Annotated in this window: 12 protein-coding genes; 8 read left to right on the top strand and 4 right to left on the bottom strand. The window is 74.1% G+C overall.

What is annotated here, in order from left to right:
- Window positions 1–10: 10 nt before the first annotated feature.
- On the top strand, window positions 11–3,199 hold the full coding sequence (locus tag AB0H75_RS36635) for a BTAD domain-containing putative transcriptional regulator (RefSeq protein WP_367804244.1): 3,189 nt from the start codon (window positions 11–13) through the stop codon (window positions 3,197–3,199).
- A gap of 140 nt (window positions 3,200–3,339) precedes the next feature.
- Here AB0H75_RS36635 and AB0H75_RS36630 read toward each other — a convergent pair whose 3' ends face one another.
- Complete coding sequence (locus AB0H75_RS36630; protein ID WP_367804243.1) at window positions 3,340–4,248, bottom strand: LysR family transcriptional regulator; 909 nt, start codon at window positions 4,246–4,248, stop codon at window positions 3,340–3,342.
- Between the two features lie 96 nt (window positions 4,249–4,344).
- Here AB0H75_RS36630 and AB0H75_RS36625 point away from each other — a divergent pair, with 96 nt between their 5' ends.
- The 7 genes from AB0H75_RS36625 (at window position 4,345) to AB0H75_RS36595 (ending at window position 10,249) form a co-directional block, all read left to right on the top strand.
- A complete protein-coding gene (locus AB0H75_RS36625) occupies window positions 4,345–4,731 on the top strand; it encodes a nuclear transport factor 2 family protein (RefSeq protein ID WP_367804242.1) in 387 nt (128 codons plus the stop codon).
- A gap of 136 nt (window positions 4,732–4,867) precedes the next feature.
- Window positions 4,868–5,548, top strand: a complete 681-nt coding sequence (locus AB0H75_RS36620) for an urease subunit gamma (protein WP_367804241.1) — start codon at window positions 4,868–4,870, stop codon at window positions 5,546–5,548.
- On the top strand, window positions 5,541–7,451 hold the full coding sequence (locus AB0H75_RS36615) for an urease subunit alpha (RefSeq protein WP_367804240.1): 1,911 nt from the start codon (window positions 5,541–5,543) through the stop codon (window positions 7,449–7,451). The genes AB0H75_RS36620 and AB0H75_RS36615 overlap by 8 nt, the downstream gene beginning before the upstream one ends.
- A gap of 6 nt (window positions 7,452–7,457) precedes the next feature.
- Window positions 7,458–8,162 carry an urease accessory protein UreF gene (locus AB0H75_RS36610; RefSeq protein WP_367804239.1) on the top strand — a complete coding sequence of 235 codons (705 nt, stop codon included), beginning with the start codon at window positions 7,458–7,460 and terminating at the stop codon, window positions 8,160–8,162.
- Window positions 8,163–8,189: 27 nt separating this feature from the next.
- The gene (gene ureG / locus AB0H75_RS36605; RefSeq protein WP_367804238.1) at window positions 8,190–8,987 is read left to right on the top strand and encodes an urease accessory protein UreG; all 798 of its coding nucleotides are present in this window, start codon (window positions 8,190–8,192) and stop codon (window positions 8,985–8,987) included.
- Entirely contained in the window at window positions 8,984–9,796 is an 813-nt protein-coding gene (locus AB0H75_RS36600; RefSeq protein ID WP_367804237.1) for an urease accessory protein UreD, read from the top strand. The genes ureG and AB0H75_RS36600 overlap by 4 nt, the downstream gene beginning before the upstream one ends.
- Window positions 9,797–9,883: 87 nt before the next feature.
- Window positions 9,884–10,249, top strand: a complete 366-nt coding sequence (locus AB0H75_RS36595) for a nuclear transport factor 2 family protein (RefSeq protein WP_367804236.1) — start codon at window positions 9,884–9,886, stop codon at window positions 10,247–10,249.
- A gap of 120 nt (window positions 10,250–10,369) precedes the next feature.
- Here AB0H75_RS36595 and AB0H75_RS36590 read toward each other — a convergent pair whose 3' ends face one another.
- From AB0H75_RS36590 to AB0H75_RS36580, 3 genes are all read right to left on the bottom strand, one after another.
- Window positions 10,370–13,795: a BTAD domain-containing putative transcriptional regulator gene (locus AB0H75_RS36590; RefSeq protein ID WP_367804235.1), complete on the bottom strand. Its 3,426-nt coding sequence runs from the start codon at window positions 13,793–13,795 to the stop codon at window positions 10,370–10,372.
- 250 nt (window positions 13,796–14,045) lie between these two features.
- Complete coding sequence (locus tag AB0H75_RS36585) at window positions 14,046–14,480, bottom strand: hypothetical protein (RefSeq protein ID WP_367804234.1); 435 nt, start codon at window positions 14,478–14,480, stop codon at window positions 14,046–14,048.
- Between the two features lie 38 nt (window positions 14,481–14,518).
- Window positions 14,519–15,772, bottom strand: coding sequence for a hypothetical protein (locus tag AB0H75_RS36580; RefSeq protein ID WP_367804233.1), 1,254 nt, complete (start codon window positions 15,770–15,772; stop codon window positions 14,519–14,521).
- Window positions 15,773–16,073 lie beyond the last annotated feature (301 nt).

Raw genomic sequence — 16,073 nt, 5'->3', positions numbered from 1 at the left:
AATTACTGGGGTGCGAGTCGGATTGCTCGGGCCGTTCGAGGTCCGGAACGGCGATGGGGCCGTGGTGGAGGTGCCGGGGGTCCGGCTGCGCGCACTGCTCGCCGCGCTCGCCCTCGAACCCGGCAGGATCGTCACCCGGTCGAGGCTGGTGGACTGGATCTGGGGGGAGCGGCCCCCGGCGGACGAGGTCAACGCCCTGCAGGCGCTGGTGTCCAGGCTGCGCAGGGTGCTGCCGGACGGCGCGATCGAGGCGGAGGCCGGCGGCTACCGGCTGGCCGTCGATCCCGACGCCGTGGACGTGTCCCGGTTCGAGCGCCTGGTCACCCAGGCCCGTGCCGCCGCCGAGCCCGCGACCCGGGCGGAGCTGCTGCGCTCGGCCCTGGCACTGTGGCGCGGCAAGGCGATGGCGGACCTCGCGTTGCAGGACAGCGAGGTGTTCGACGCCGCGGTGGCGCGGCTGGACGAGCTCCACGTGGCCGCGCTCGGCGACCGGGTGGACGCCGACCTCCGGCTCGGCCGCGGCTCGGAGCTGGTGTCCGAGCTGACCGAGCTGGTCGCCGCGTACCCGCTGCGGGAGGGGTTCGTGGCGGCGCTGATGCGGGCGCTCGCCGAGGCGGGACGTACGGCCGAGGCGCTGACCCTCTACCAGCGCACCCGCGAACGGCTGGCCGAGGAGCTGGGCGCCGACCCGTCGGCCGAGCTGTCCGCGCTGCACACCGCGCTGCTCCGCGGCGAGCTGGGCGAGCGGGCGGACAACCACCGGACGAACCTGCGCGCCGAGCTGACGAGCTTCGTCGGCAGGGACGACGACCTCGCCGCGGTCGCCGGGCTGGCCGCCCGCCACCGGCTGGTCACGCTGACGGGCCCGGGCGGCTCGGGGAAGACCCGGCTGGCCGCCGAGACCGCGCGGTCGATGCTCGCCGAGCTGCCGGACGGCGCCTGGCTGGTCGAGCTGGCCTCGGTGCCGGCGGGCGGCGACCTCGCGCAGACCGCCCTCACCGCGATCGGCCTGCGCGACCAGGCGCTGCTGGGCGGCGCGCGCGGCGGCGAGCCGCTGGACCGGCTCGTCACCGCGCTGCGGGAGCGCGCGATCCTGCTGGTCCTGGACAACTGCGAGCACGTGATCGAGGCGGCCGCGGCGTTCGCCGACCGGCTGCTCGGCGAGTGCCGCAGGCTGCGCATCCTGGCCACGAGCAGGGAGCCGCTCGGCATCACCGGTGAGGTGTTGTGGCAGGTCGAGCCGCTGGCGTTGCCCGCGACCGGAGCCGGCCCCGCCGAGACCGGGGCCTCGCCCGCGGTGCGGCTGCTGCGGGACCGCGCGGCGCTGGTGCGCAAGGACATCGGCTCCGACCCGCACGCCCTGTCGGCCATGGCGCGGATCTGCCGGGCGCTGGACGGGATCCCGCTGGCGATCGAGCTGGCCGCGGCGCGGCTGCGCACCATGTCCGTCGACCAGCTCGCGCACCGGCTCGACGACCGGTTCCGGCTGCTGACCAGCGGCAGCCGTACGGCGCTCCCCCGGCACAAGACGCTGCGCGCGGTCGTGGACTGGAGCTGGGACCTGCTGACCGAGGCCGAGCGGCACGTGCTGCGGCGCCTGTCGGTGTTCTCCGGCGGGGCGAGCCTGGAGGCGGCCGAGCGGGTGTGCGGGGACGGGGAGCCCGCCGGGGAGCGGGCGCTCGCCGGCGAGCAGGTGCTCGACGTGCTGACCGCGTTGATCGAGAAGTCGCTGCTGCTGGCCGACGGCGAGGACACGCCCCGCTACCGGATGCTCGGCACCATCAGGGAGTACGCGGCGCACCGGCTCGCCGAGGCCGGCGAGGACGAGGCGGCGCGCCGGGCGCACCTCGCCTACTTCACCGAGCTGGCCGAGACGGCCGATCCGCACCTGCGCCGGGCCGAGCAGCTGGAGTGGCTGGCCGCGCTGGAGGCCGAGCACGAGAACATCAGCGCGGCCCTGCGCGGGGCGATCGCCGAGGGCTGGGCCCGGGAGGCGATGCGGCTGAGCGGGGCCGTGGGCTACTGCTGGTATCTCGGCGGGCACCGGGCCGAGGGCGCCGAGCTGTGCCTCGCGGCCGCCTCGATGCCCGACAAGGTGCCCGGCGAGGTGCCCGAGGAGGTGCGGGCGCTGGCGTGCCTCGTGGTGACGATGTTCCTCACCTCCGGGGTGAGCGGCGACCAGTACCAGGCGCGGGAGTGGATCCAGGAGGCGCACCGGCTCGCCCTGAGCAGCGGGTCCCGCCATCCGCTGCTCGGGTTCGCCGGGCTGCTGGAGGGGACGCTGCGGGGGCCGACGGAGTTCCTGCCCACGATCGACCCGCTCATCGCGCACGACGACCCGTGGGTACGCGCGCAGGCGCGGCTCACCCGTGGCCGGTTCCGGCTCACGCTCGGCGGCGACGAGACCGACGTGGACCTCGACGCCGGGATCGCCCTCACCGAGTTCCGCGCGCTGGGCGACCGGATGGGGATGTCGCTGGCGCTGACCTTCCTGGCCGACCGGCTCGCCGCGCGCGGCGAGCCGGCCCGCGCGTGCGAGCACTACGAGGAGGCGATCGTCGCGCTGAGCGAGGTCGGCTCGACCGAGGACGTCGTCGGCATGCGGGCGCAGCAGGCCCAGCTCTACTGGCTGCTCGGCGACGAGCGGGCGTCCGCCGCCGCCCTGGCGGAGGCGCAGCGGTGCGCGAGCGGCATCACCTGGCCGGACGCGCTGGTCGAGCTGCGCCTGGCGCAGGCCCAGCTGGCGCGCTGGCGCGGCGAGCCGGACCGGGCCCGCCGGTACCTGGCCGAGGTGCTGGAGGGCCCGGACGTGGCCGCCGCCGTCCGCGCCCACGCCATGAACCTGTACGCCTACCTGGCCGAGGACGCCGAGCAGGCCCGCGCGTACCTGGCCGAGGGGTTCCGCGTGGTCGCGGCCGCGGTGTACACGCACCCGCCGTCGGTCGCCGACCTCCTGGTCGGGATCGCTGACCTGGCGCTGCGCCAGGGCCGGCACGAGCGGGCCGCGCGGCTGCTCGCGGCGAGCGACGTCGTACGCGGCACGCCGAACCGCTCGCAGCCGGACTTCGCCAGGATCGCCGAGGAGGCCGGCAAGCACCTCGGCGAGGCCGCGTTCGCCGAGGCGACCCGCGCCGGCCGGGACCAGCACTGGCGCGAGCTGGCCGAGACGGCGCTCGCCCCCGAGCCCTTGAGCCCCTGAGCCCTTGAGCTCTTGAGCCCCTGAGCTCTTGAGCCCCTGGGCCCCTGAGCACCGCCGGGTCCAGCCGCCGCCCCAGCCGCCGCCCAGCCGCCGGCGTGAGAGCGTCGCGAACCGGCCCGGCGGCCCGGCCCGCGGACCGGTCAGGCCACCTCCCCGCCCGGGAAGGCGTCCCCGCCCGGGAAGAAGGCACGCTCGCAGCAACGCAGCGCCTCGCGCACCGCCGGCCCGCTCGGGTCCCGCCACACCAGCGCGAGCAGCCCCGGGGTCTCGACGTCGTCGATGACCAGGGCGGCGAGCCGGTCGCGGTAGCCCTCGGCCATGGACCGGCCGAGGATCGCCACCCCGAGCCCGCGCGCGGCCAGGTCGGCGACGGCGTCGGCGGCGCTGGCCTGCAACGCGATCACCGGCCGCACCCCCCGGGCCGCGCACGCCCCGTCGAGCACCGCGCGCAGCCCGGTGCCCGGCGGCATGCACACGATCGGGTGCTCGCCCAGGTCGCGCAGGGTGATCCGGTCCCGCGCCGCGAGAGGGTGGCCGGGCGGGACCATCGCCACGAGCCGATCGCTGACGATCGTCCTCGCCCGCAGCCCCTCGGGGGCGGAGGCGGCGCCGACCAGCGCCAGGTCGAGCGCGCCCGCCCTGACCTGCTCCATCAGCCGGTCGGAGCCGTCCTCCAACAGGGTGATCTCCACGCCGGGGTGCGCGGCGTGGAAGGCGGCCAGCGCGTCGAACAGCGGCGTGATCGTGCAGCCGATCACCATCCCGACCGTGAGCCGGCCGCGGATCAGCGCGGTCACCTCGCCCACCGCCTGGCCCACCGCCGCGGCGGCGGCGAGCGCGGCGCGGGCGTGGCCGAGCGCGGCCTTGCCGGCGACGGTGAGGGTGGCCGTCCGGGCCGACCGGTCGAACAGCTCCGCGCCCAGCTCGCGTTCGAGCTGCCGGATCTGCGCGCTGACCCCGGACTGGCTGATGTGCACCCGCTCGGCCGCCCGGGTGAAGCTGCGCTCCTCGGCGACCGCCACGAAGTACTCCAGCTGCCGCAACTCCATAACCGCTGATTCTAGCTCTCATAAGATCTATCTGTTGGACTTCTGGACGGGCGCTCGGCAGGCTGGAAAGCGCAACAGGACAAGGAGGCCGACACCATGACCGAGCACGAGACCGGGCACGAGACCGCCTACGAGAAGGCCATGCGCCCCGAGGACATCACCCGCCTGTTCGTCGAGCGCTCCAACGCCGGCGACGCGGCCGGGGTCGCCGCCCTGTACGAGGAGAACGCGGTGCTGGCCTACCCGCCGGGCAGCCGGACCGTGGGCCGCGCGGCGATCCAGGCACTGTGGGAGAAGGTGCTGGCCGACCGCCCCCACTTCGAGCCGGAGACCCCGCTCCCCACGCTGATCAGCGGCGACCTCGCGCTCACCTCCACCCCGCCCAGGGACGGCGCCGGCGCCCGGGCCCAGGTCGTACGCCGCCAGCCCGACGGGAGCTGGCTGCGCGTCCTGGACCAGCCCGAGTTCGTCACCCCGTCCTGACGCCTCCGGCCCCGGGTAACGCGAGCCTCACCACCACGCGATATCACAGTCAGTAACATAAAGTTACGGTAAGCAACCGACGGGGAGTGGTGAGCTCCCGGGGTGCCCCGGGGCCGAGCGAAGGCGAGGTGGCGGGGTGCACCTGACTCCGCATGAGCAGGAACGCCTGCTGATCCACGTGGCCGCGGACGTGGCCCGCAGACGTCGGGAGCGTGGCGTTCTGCTCAACCACCCGGAGGCGGTCGCCCTGATCACCGCGTACGTGCTGGAGGCCGCGAGGGACGGCAGGTCGGTTCACGAGCTGATGTCCGCCGAGGAGAAGATCCTCTCCCGTGACGACGTCATGGAAGGCGTCCCGGAGATGATCCCCGACCTGCAGATCGAGGCGACGTTCCCCGACGGCACCAAGCTGGTCACCATCCGCCACCCCTTCGCCGAGCCGCAGGCCCCACCGGAGCCCGGCACAGGGACCACCACGGAGGCGGCGGAGCGGGAGCCGGTCCATCCGGGCAGGATCGACCATCCCGAGGGCGCCGGGCAGGTGGCCTTCAACGAGGGCCGCGAGATCACGATGGTGACGGTCACCAACACCGACGACCGCCCCATCCAGGTCGGCTCCCACTTCCATTTCTACGAGGCCAACCCCCTCCTCGACTTCGAGCGCTCCGACGCCTACGGCAAACGCCTGCACATCCCCGCCGGCAGCTCCGTCCGGTTCGAGCCCCGCTGCACCCGTACGGTGGCGCTCGTGCCCATCGAGGGCAGGCGCGTCGTCGCCGGCCTGCGCGGCGAGGTAGGAGGGCGGCTCGATGGATGAAGCCCCCGGCACCCCCGGCACGACGGCGGACCCGCCGGCGCGCCCTCAGGCCGACGAGGCGTCCCCGCCGGACGGCGGCACGGGGCCGGTGATCCTGCCGATCGAGCGTCCCCTGACCCGCGTGGAGTACGCCGACCGCTACGGCCCGACCACCGGCGACCGCATCCGGCTGGCCGACACCGACCTGCGGATCGAGATCACCGAAGACTGGGCCGGCGGCCCCGGGCGCAGCGGCAACGAGGTCGTCTTCGGCGGCGGCAAGGTGATCCGCGAGTCGATGGGGCAGTCCTGCGCGCCGCGCGACAGCGCGAGGTTCGGCGGCCCGCGGCCGCCCGACACCGTCATCACCGGCGCGGTCGTCCTCGATCACTGGGGCGTGGTCAAGGCCGACGTGGCCCTGCGCGACGGCCGGATCGTCGCGCTCGGCAAGGCCTACAACGACGAGACCATGGACCGGCTGCACGACGGGCACGAGCGGGCCACCGACTTCCTGATCGGCCCGGAGACCGAGATCATCGCCGGCAACGGCAAGATCCTCACCGCGGGCGGCATCGACACCCACGTGCACTTCATCTGCCCCGGCCAGGTGCACGAGGCGCTGGCCGCCGGCGTCACCACCCTGATCGGCGGCGGCACCGGCCCGGCCGAGGGCAGCACCGCCACCACCGTCACGCCCGGCGCCTGGCACCTCGCCCGGCTGTTCGAGGCGCTGGACGCCTTCCCGGTCAACGTCGGGCTGCTCGGCAAGGGCAGCACCATGTCCACCGAATCCCTGTACAACCAGGTGGAGGCGGGCGTCCTCGGCTTCAAGATCCACGAGGACTGGGGTGCCACCCCGGCCGTGCTGCGCCGCTGCCTGGAGGTGTGCCGGGCGACCGGCGTCCAGCTTGCCCTGCACGCCGACTCGCTCAACGAGGCCGGCGCGGTCGCCGACACCATCGAGGCCATCGGCGACCACCCGATCCACGTCTTCCACGTCGAGGGCGCCGGCGGCGGCCACGCCCCCGACATGCTCGTCATGGCGGGCCTGCCCAACGTCCTGCCCGCCTCCACCAACCCCACCCGCCCCCTGACCGTCAACACCGTCAAGGAGCACATTGACATGGTGATGGTCTGCCATCACCTCAACCCGCTGGTGCCGGAGGACCTCGCCTTCGCCGAGTCGCGGATCCGCCCTTCGACGATGGCCGCCGAGGACGTCCTGCACGACCTCGGCGCGATCTCGATCATGTCGTCGGACGCTCAGGCGATGGGCCGCATCGGCGAGATGATCATCAGGACGTGGCAGACCGCGCACGTCAACAAGGCCCGGCGCGGCCCCCTGGACGGCGACCAGGGCGGGGCCGACAACCACCGCGCCCGCCGCTACGTCGCCAAATACACCATCAACCCGGCCGTCGCGCACGGCATCGACCACGAGGTCGGCTCGGTCGAGCCGGGCAAGCTGGCCGACCTGGTGCTGTGGGAGCCGAAGTTCTTCGGCGTCAAGCCGCACCGGGTGATCAAGGGCGGCCAGATCGCGTACGCGCAGGTGGGCGACGCCAACGCCTCCATCACCACCCCGCAGCCCGTCCTGCCCCGGCCGATGTGGGGCGCGCACGGCGGGGCGCCCGCCGCCACCTCGGTCAACTTCGTCAGCGAGCACGCCATCAACGCCGGCCTGGCCGAGCGCGTCAACGTCCGCAAGGAGTTCCGGGCCATCCGCGACACCCGCAAGGTCTTCAAGGCCGACATGCGCGAGAACGACGCCTGCCCCGACATCGGCATCGACCCCGACACCTTCGAAGTCGTCATCGGCGGGGCGAAAGCCAAGGACGTCAGGGCCCAGATCGGCGACCAGCCCGTCGACGGCACCCGATACGCCGACACGCTGCCCATGGCGCAGCGCTACTTCCTGTTCTGATCACCCATGACGACCACGGAAGGCGCGCCGCGCACGGCGAACCGGGCCGCCCTGCTCGTCCTGGCCGACGGCCGCTTCCCCGCCGGAGGGCACGCCCACTCCGGCGGCGCCGAGGCGGCCGTCGCGGCCGGGCGCGTACGGGACGTGGCGAGCCTGGAGAGCTTCTGCCGCGGCCGGCTGTACACCAGCGGCCTGGTGGCGGCGGGTCTCGCGGCCGCCGCCGCCGGCGGGTACGACCCGCTGCTGCTGGACCAGGCGGCCGACGCCCGCACCCCCGCCCCCGCCCTGCGGCACACCTCGCGCAGGCTCGGCCGCCAACTGCTGCGGGCCGCCCGCGCCGCCTGGCCGCGTACCGAGCTCGACGCCCTGGCCGCGGCCCGGCCGCGCGGCGCGCACCAGCCGGTGGTGCTCGGCCTGACCGCCCGCTGCGCGGGGCTGACGGAGCTGGACGCCGCGCACGTGGCGGCGTACGAGAGCGTCAGCGGCCCGGTCACCGCGGCCGTGCGCCTGCTCAGGCTGGACCCCTTCGACGCCACCGCACTCCTGGCCCGCCTGGCCGCCGGCATCGACCACGTCGCCGGGCGGGGGGCCCGCGCCGCGCACCGCGTCCGCGCCGGCGGGGTCGCCGTGCTGCCGGCGGCCTCGGCGCCGCTGCTCGACATCACCGCCGAGCAGCACGCCGCCCGCTCCGCCCGCCTGTTCGCCTCCTGACCACCACCGCACCCCGGGAGCAGCCCCATGCACCTCAACCACGACGACATCCTCCCGCCCGGCCCCGGCGCCGGCCCCGGCCCTGGTCCTGGCCCCGGCCCCGGCCCTGGCCCTGGCTCCGGCCCTGGCTCCGGCTCCGGCGCCGATGGTCCCGGTCCCGCCGGTTCCGCCGGTCCCGCCGGCTCCGCCGGCCGGCCGCGTGGCGGCCGGCGGGCGCTGCGCGTCGGCCTGGGCGGGCCGGTCGGTTCGGGCAAGACCGCCACCGTCGCCGCCCTGTGCCGCACGCTGCGCGAGGAGCTGTCCATCGCCGTCGTGACCAACGACATCTACACCCGCGAGGACGCCGACTTCCTGCTGCGCGAGGCCGTCCTGCCCGCCGAGCGCATCACCGCCGTCGAGACCGGCGCCTGCCCGCACACCGCCATCCGCGACGACATCTCCGCCAACCTCGAAGCCGTCGAGGACCTGGAGGACAATCTCGGCCCCCTCGACGTGATCCTCATCGAGTCGGGCGGCGACAACCTCACCGCGACCTTCTCCCGAGGGCTGGCCGACGCGCAGATCTTCGTCATCGACGTCGCCGGCGGCGACGACATCCCGCGCAAGGGCGGCCCCGGCGTCACCTCCTCCGACCTGCTCGTCATCAACAAGGCCGACCTCGCCCCCTACGTCGGCGCCGACCTGGAGATCATGGCCCGCGACGCCAAGGCCCAGCGCGGCGACCTGCCGACCGTGCTGACCGCGGTCAGGACCGCGGGCGGCATCACCCCCGTCGCCGACTGGATCCGCGAGCGGCTCGCCACCTGGACCTCGGACCCCTCATGACCCTCGCCTCCGTCCCGCCCATCCCCGCCCGGCCGATACCGGCCCCGCCCGTGCCCGGCGTGCGCGCCACCGCCCGCATCCGCGCGGTACGCACGGGCGGCACCACGACCCTGCCCACGCTCGCCGGTGACGGCCCCTTCGACCTGCGCCGCACCCGCTCGTACGGCGACCAGGCCCGCGTGTGCATCCTCGGCACCATGAGCGCCCCCCTCGGCGGCGACCGGCTGCGCATCGAGGCCACCGCCGAGCCCGGCGCCCACCTGCACCTCACCACCGCCGCCGCCACCATCGCCCTGCGCGGCCCCACCACCGCCCACGCCACCTACGACGTCCACCTGACCGTCGCCGAGCGGGCCACGCTGCACTGGCTGCCCCAGCCCCTGATCTCCGCCGCCCGCAGCAACCTGCGCCAGAGCTGCACCATCGACCTGGCCCTCACCGCGCGGCTCCACTTCCGCGAGGAGATCGTGCTCGGCCGCACCGCCGAGCCGCCGGGCCGGCTGGCCACCCGCCTCACCGTCCACCGCGACGGCCACCCCTTGCTCGACCAGCACACGATGTACGGTCCGGGCGCGCCCGGCTGGGACGGCCCCGCCGTCCTGGCCGGCCACCGCGCCGTCGCCCAGATCCTCATCGTCGATCCGGCCCTGGAGCAGCACCCGCCGCGCGTCCAGCTGCTCGGCGACGACCCGGCGGACGGCCAGGCCGTGCTGACCCCGCTGGCCGGCCCCGCCCTCCTGATCACCGCCCTGGCACCCGACACCCTGCGCCTGCACCGCCTCCTGCGCGCGGCGCACTCCGCCAGGTGACACCACCGGAGCACCGCCGGCGGCTTGCCCCCGGGCGCCGGGGCGCTCATCGTAAGGGCATCGGCCCCGACCCGTGAGGTGACCGCCATGCCCGACGACGAAGTACGCCGCGTCTTCCGCACCGTCGACGCGTTCGACCCGGACGCGATCGCGAACCTGCTGGCCGAGGACGCCACGATGGTGTTCGGCAACGCCGAGCCGCTGGTGGGACGCGAGGCCGTGGCCGAGGGGCTGCGGGCGTTCTTCGCCACCATCGGCGGCCTGAGGCACCGCATCGTCCGGCACTGGCGGGTCGGCGCCGACACCATCGCGGAGACCGAGGTCACCTACCGCCGCCTCGACGGCAAGGACGTCAGCGCCGCCGCCGTGACGATCTGGCGCACCCGCGACGACGGCCTCATCACGGACTACCGCATCTTCGTGGACCTCGCCCCCGTGTACGCGACACCTTGACGCCCTGCGCGGTGTCAGATTCGTGCCGCTGACCGGTCTGCCCGCGATCGGCCTCCCCCGCGCTCCGTCCGGCCGGCGCGGAGGGCGGCCGGCGCGGAGGGCGGCCGGACGGCTCCCGCCTCACCCCCGCATGCGGGCGGTCCTTTCCCGTGCCTCGTCCAGCAGCCGCCGCGCGGCTTCCTCGCCCAGCCGGTGCCCGGTCTCGCGGTGCAGCCGCATCGCCCGCGCCGCCAGGTCAGCGGCCTCGGACACCGCGTCCCCAACGGCCGGGTCCCCAGCGGCCGCGTCCCCGGACGTGGGGGCGCCGGCGAGCAGCGTCCGGGCGAGCGCGTGCAGGGCCTGCCCTTCCAGCACCCGCATGCAGCGGTCGTGGGCGATCGTGCGGGCCTGCTTCGCGTAGGCGGCGGCCTCGGTGAAGCGGCCGAGGCCGGTGCCCGCGTGCGCCAGGCCGATCAGGCTGACGACCTCGGCGTAGCGGTTGCCGCTGGCGCGCGCGACGCCGAGCGCCCGCTGGTGGAGCAGCGACGCTTCGGCCGTGCGCCCCCGCATCTCGTGCGCCTGCCCGAGGACGTTGAGCGCGTTGGTCTCGATGAGCGGATCGCGGATGTCGGGGCACAGCCGCAGCACGTCGGAGGCGAGCGTGACCGCCTCCTCGTAGTGGCCGAGATCGCGGTGGACGGCGGCCAGCAGCACCAGGCTCTCCAGCTCCCCGCCGCGGTCACCTTGTTGCCGGTTGAGCGACACGGCCTCGTGCAGGTACGTGACGGCTTCGTCCAGCCGCCCCAGGCTGTGGCAGACCTCGCCGAGGGTGCAGGCGGCGGCGGGCCGCGCCGGGAAGGCCGCGCGTACGCGCCGAAGGTGCCCGTACGCGGCCTCCAGCCGTCCGAGCTGGTGGTAGACCACGCACAGGTTGCTGTAATGGGCCTCCGCCACGTCGGCCGGAAGGTGCTTCTCGGAGATGGCGATCGCCTCCTCCAGATGCTCGGCGGCATCCTGCGGGCGCCCCAGCCGGAAGCACGCGTGCGCCAGCCCGGCCAGCACGGAGGTGTGGCAGCGCCACCACTCCAGCCGCCGGGTCAGGTCCCGGGAGCGTTCGTAGAGGCTGATCGCCTGGTCGCCGCGGTTCTGGAAGGTGAGAGCGTCCGCCACGCTCCTCAGGAACACGGCCTGGGCGGCGAGGTTGCCCGCGCTCTCCGCCAGGTCGAGTGCCGCGCCCGCGCAGGCGAACCAGTCGTCGAGCGGCCTGGTGCTCCAGAAGTGCCCGCGTAGCGCGTCCGTCAGCAGCCAGACCGTCTCGGCGGGGCCGTGCCGGACGTTGTGGTGGATCATCGCGATCAGGTTGGCGTGCTCGCTCTCCAGCCAGGCCACCGCGTCCTCCCCGGCGGCGAAGCTCATCGGCGTCACCTCGTCGGAAGGCGGGGGCGGCGGCAGGCGTACCCAGTGCTTGTAGAGCGTCTCCGCGGCGGCCAGGGCGCTGTGCAGGTACCACTCGCGCAGGCGCCGGGTGGCCGACTCCACCTCCTCGGGGTCCTCCGTGGCGTGCGCCTTCTCGGCCGCGTACAGGTGGAGCAGGTCGTGGAAGCCGTACCGGCCAGGCCCGTTCGAGTCGATGAGGTGGAACGACGCCAGCCGCCGCAGCCGCCGCAGGGTCTCCACCGGAGTGCAACCGGCCAGCGCGGCCGTCGCCGCGACGGTGAAGTCGGTGCCGGGGAACAGGCCGAGCAGGCGGAACATCCTGCGCTCCGACTCGGGCAGCGCCGTGTAGGACAGGTCGAAGGTCGCCCGCACGGCCGCCTGCTCGTCATCGACGATCTCCAGGGCCGCCAGCCGGTTGCCCTGCCGCAGGTCCGTCAGGTAGTCGGTGAGCTTCAGGTAGGGATCGGCGTCGATGTTGGCGGCGGCGATGCGCAGTGCCAGCGGCAGGTGCGCGCACAGGTCCCCCAGCTCGGCGACCGACTGCGCGTCCGCGCCGATGCGGCTCTCGGACAGCAGGGACGTCAGCAGCGCGCGGGTCTCGTCGGGCGCGAGCACGTCGACGGTGACGCGGTGCGCGCCGTCGCGGACGGCCAGCCCCTGCAACTGGTTGCGGCTCGTGATCAACGTCATCGAGCCGGCGCCGGTCAGCAGGGGGCGTACCTGTGCCTCGTCGCGGGCGTTGTCCAGCAGGATCAGCACCCGCCGGTCGGCCAGCACGGTACGCAGCAGCGCCGAGCGCTCGTCCGTACCCGCGGGTAGTTGCTGGGCGGGCACACCGGCCGCCCTCAGCAACATCTCCAGAGCGGCGGCCGGCTCCATCGGGTCGTCGGAGCCGAACCCCCGCAGGTTCACGTACAGCTGCCCGTCGGGGAAATGGCCTTTCACCCGGTGGGCCCAGTGCACGGCCAGCGAGGTCTTGCCGACGCCGCCGCTGCCGCTGATGACCACGGGCCGCAGATCGTGCCCCCCGGCGGCGGACAGCGCCTCGTCCAGGGTCGCCAGTTGCTCGGCCCGGCCGGTGAAGTGCGCGATGTCGGGGGGCAGCTGCCTCGGCTGCGCCGCCCTGACCTCGGGCCAGCCCTGCTCTTCCGACGACTCCTCGCGGGACCCGGGCCGCGCGTCCTGGCGGAGAACGGCCAGGTAGGCGTCCTGAAGCTCGGCCCCCGGCTCCACGCCGAGAACGTCGGCGAGCTTGCCGCGCAGCTCCTGGAACATGCGCAGCGCCGCGGCCTGCTCCCCCAGCCCCGCCAGGGCCAGCATGATGCGCGCGTGCAGCCCCTCGTGCAGCGGCTCGGCCTCAGCCAGGACGCGTAACTGCTCCAGGGCCGGGTGGTACCGCCCCGCGCGCAGGGCGAGGTCGGCGTGTTCGAGGGCCGCGCGGAGCCGCTGCCGGGACAGGGTCACGGCGACCGGATGGCTCTGCGGCAGGTCGGCGAGCACCTCACCTCTCCAGAGCGCCAGCGCCCGCGCGTAGGCGGCCTCGGCCTCCTCGGCCTCGCCGGCCTCGCGGTGCGCCTTGGCCCGCGCCATCAGGTCCGTGAACTCCAGCAGGTCGCTCTGTCCCGGCGCGAGCACCAGCCGGTATCCCGCGGGCGCCAGGACGACCGGGAACGTGGTCACCCCGTGGCGGGCGAAGAAGGCGCGCAGCCGCGACACGTACGTGTGGACGAGATTGGCGTACGAGGCCGGGATCTGCTCGCCCCACAGGTAGTCGACGATCTCGGCCTGCGTGACCACCGACCCGCCGTGCAGCGCGAGCAGGCCCAGCAGCCGGCGCTGCATCTCGGAGCGCAGGTCGAGGGCCCGCCCGCGCACCCGGACGGTCAGCGGCCCCAGCACGTCGATCCGCACCGCGGGCGTCTCCGCGGGGGCGCCGTGCGCCTGCAGGAGGGCGGGATCGAGCCCGGCCGCCTCGACGAGCCGGCGCACGGACCGGGCCTGCGGGCGCGTGATCGAGCCCTGTTCGATGCCGCGCAGCGTACGAACGCTCACCCCCGCGCGGTCGGCCAGCTCCTCCTGGCTGACCTTCGCCCGGTCGCGGTATGCGCGCAACAGCTCACCCAATCGCATGCGACCCCCCTGTCAGCGCCTCTCCCCGGACGACCACCACGGTACGTGTCCCACCAGGCGACCGCGCTTCCCGCGACCCCGCGAAGGCGCTCTTTTACAGCTCCTTGTCAGCCTTTACCGCCATTTGTCACCTTCCGCCACCCGGAACGCGCCCCACGACACTGACCCTGCCGGCCTTCGAGCCCCGGGCCCGCGTCGAACCGGTCAGGGCCGCCCGAAGGGACATCGGGGCGCCCCGTGACCGCGGTGATCACCCGCGAACACCGCCCTGCGCCGTATCTTCGGCACCTTCAGTACCTTCGGCACCTTTGGCACCTTCGCCGGCCGAGCGTGCGACCATTCTCGCCAGCTTGGCGCAGAGCAGGGCAGTGAGCATGAAACCGACCACCGCGGGGACCCCTATCAGCATCCCGAACGCAAGGGTCTTGTGAGGAATCCAGGAGCCATAGTTCGGCTGGAGCAGAAAGACCGCCAGCATGGCGAAGGGCGCCACCAGACCGACGACCGGCCAGTAACGCAGGCGGGCCGACCACGCAGCCACCATGCTGAGCGGGAAGGGCGCCATCACGAACGCCATCGCCAGCCTGAGCTCGGAATCCGAGTCACTGGTCGGCCAGGAGAGGAGAAGCAGTAACAAGGCGGCCACCGCGAGCCCCGCCACGGCTGACCGCAACAGAAGACACATACGGGAATTGTCCCGTCCGCCGGAGGGCAGGCCCTCCCTCATCCCTCCCGGCTCCGGTAGGTGGCCCGCAGCTCGATCAGCTTCTCCCTGGCCACCTCGTCCAGAGCCCGGCGCTGCTCCGGGTCCTCCTCCCAGGTGGCCTCCGCGCACAGGACCCTGGCCGCCTCGTGCGGCTCGGCGTCGCGGACCACGTACCTGACGATGTCGCCACAGTTGTGCCTGTCGTGATCGCGGCGCAGGATCGTCACGATGCCGGAGACGAGGATCTGCCTGGTCCACGGGTTCCTGGCCAGGATCCGCCGATCCACCGTCAGCCCGTCGTCCATGAGCTCGCCGCCGAGCATGTCGTCCTCCCACCGCCACACGCGGCGGCTGGTGCCCGGTCGCACGTTCCAGGCGTCACGGCCTTCGACGGGCACCGAGAACGTGTGCGTGCCGCCGCGGCACAACTCCTTGGCGATGCGCTCGCCGTCGGCGTACTCGCGCAGCAGTTCCTCGCTCAGGTCGCGCATGGACGGCGAGCCCCACCGCGACTGCTCGGCGTAGTAACGATCGACCAGCGGATCCCTGAACCGCCGTCCCGTACGCGGCCGCGACGGGATGCAGGAGGCCACGGTGAGGTCCGCCCCGTCCTCGATGTCGACCCCGCTCGCGCGCAGCAGCTCGTGAACGGTGACGCCCCTCTCCCCCGCCTTGCGGTGCAGCCTGCGCAGCCAGCCGTCGAAGGTGTCCAGGTCCGGGTCCGCGCGTAGCGACGCCCAGTCCGCCGCCGCCGAGACCGGCACCGGCACCTCCCGCCGCGCCGGCGGTTGCACGAGCTGCTCGGGTTCGAGGTCGATCGAGTAGTACAGGACCCCGCGCGCGATGTAGGAGAACGGCGCCGCGTGCGCGATCGGGTCGAAGACATCCCGGATCGGCCAGAACCTCAGCAGCCAGGTCTCCGCGCACTCGCCCGTGGCGTACCCGTCGCCCGGCTCGGGTTCGCGCAGGTACATGGCCACGCCGTACTCGAAGTGCGGCGGCCCGATCAGGAAGTCGTGCCCCCGGCTCTCCATCATCGCGGCGATCGCGACCACGCCGCTCTCCGCGACGAACGTCGCCGAGCTGACCGGCGTCCACGAGGCGTCCGCGGGCCCCGGCTCGGCGTCCCAGGACTCCAGGCGCACACCCGCGACGAAGTGGTAGATCTCGTCGGTGGGGGACCCCCACGTGGGCAGGTCGGTGCCGTCCAGCCCGAACGTGTTGTACTCGACGTAGATCTCGTCGTCGAGCCTCCGCAGCAACTGTGCCATGTCAACGCCTTCGCCTTACCGGTGATCATCCTGGTTCGGCGGAGTATGACCCACCGCACCGACAATCCGCAGTCCGGCCGGCTCGCTGGCCGGCTCACTGGCCGGCTCACTGGTCGGCTCACTGGTCGGCCCGCCGGCCGGCTCACTGGCCGGGCCGAGCCGTCGCCAGGGCCGCGCACAGCCTGATCGGACGGGCCACCGCCGCGGATGGGGACGACACCGCACCGCCGAACGGGAGACGCGCGAGCACCGGTCGTACGCGCCCCGCCTGTCCGTCCACGACCGGCACGCCGGCGGCCTC

This window comes from Nonomuraea sp. NPDC050783 (assembly GCF_040802095.1).
Classification (GTDB): Bacteria; Actinomycetota; Actinomycetes; order Streptosporangiales; family Streptosporangiaceae; genus Nonomuraea.
Note: the sequence above shows the minus strand (reverse complement) of the source record. Positions and strands in the feature narration are given on the sequence as shown.

Coding starts and splice junctions, on each gene's coding strand:
- AB0H75_RS36615 (WP_367804240.1), top strand. CDS start 5,541: ATGGATGAAGCCCCCGGCACCCCCGGCACGACGGCGGACCCGCCGGCG.
- AB0H75_RS36630 (WP_367804243.1), bottom strand. CDS start 4,248: ATGGAGTTGCGGCAGCTGGAGTACTTCGTGGCGGTCGCCGAGGAGCGC.
- AB0H75_RS36595 (WP_367804236.1), top strand. CDS start 9,884: ATGCCCGACGACGAAGTACGCCGCGTCTTCCGCACCGTCGACGCGTTC.
- AB0H75_RS36585 (WP_367804234.1), bottom strand. CDS start 14,480: ATGTGTCTTCTGTTGCGGTCAGCCGTGGCGGGGCTCGCGGTGGCCGCC.
- AB0H75_RS36600 (WP_367804237.1), top strand. CDS start 8,984: ATGACCCTCGCCTCCGTCCCGCCCATCCCCGCCCGGCCGATACCGGCC.
- AB0H75_RS36625 (WP_367804242.1), top strand. CDS start 4,345: ATGACCGAGCACGAGACCGGGCACGAGACCGCCTACGAGAAGGCCATG.
- AB0H75_RS36610 (WP_367804239.1), top strand. CDS start 7,458: ATGACGACCACGGAAGGCGCGCCGCGCACGGCGAACCGGGCCGCCCTG.
- AB0H75_RS36580 (WP_367804233.1), bottom strand. CDS start 15,772: ATGGCACAGTTGCTGCGGAGGCTCGACGACGAGATCTACGTCGAGTAC.
- AB0H75_RS36590 (WP_367804235.1), bottom strand. CDS start 13,795: ATGCGATTGGGTGAGCTGTTGCGCGCATACCGCGACCGGGCGAAGGTC.
- ureG (WP_367804238.1), top strand. CDS start 8,190: ATGCACCTCAACCACGACGACATCCTCCCGCCCGGCCCCGGCGCCGGC.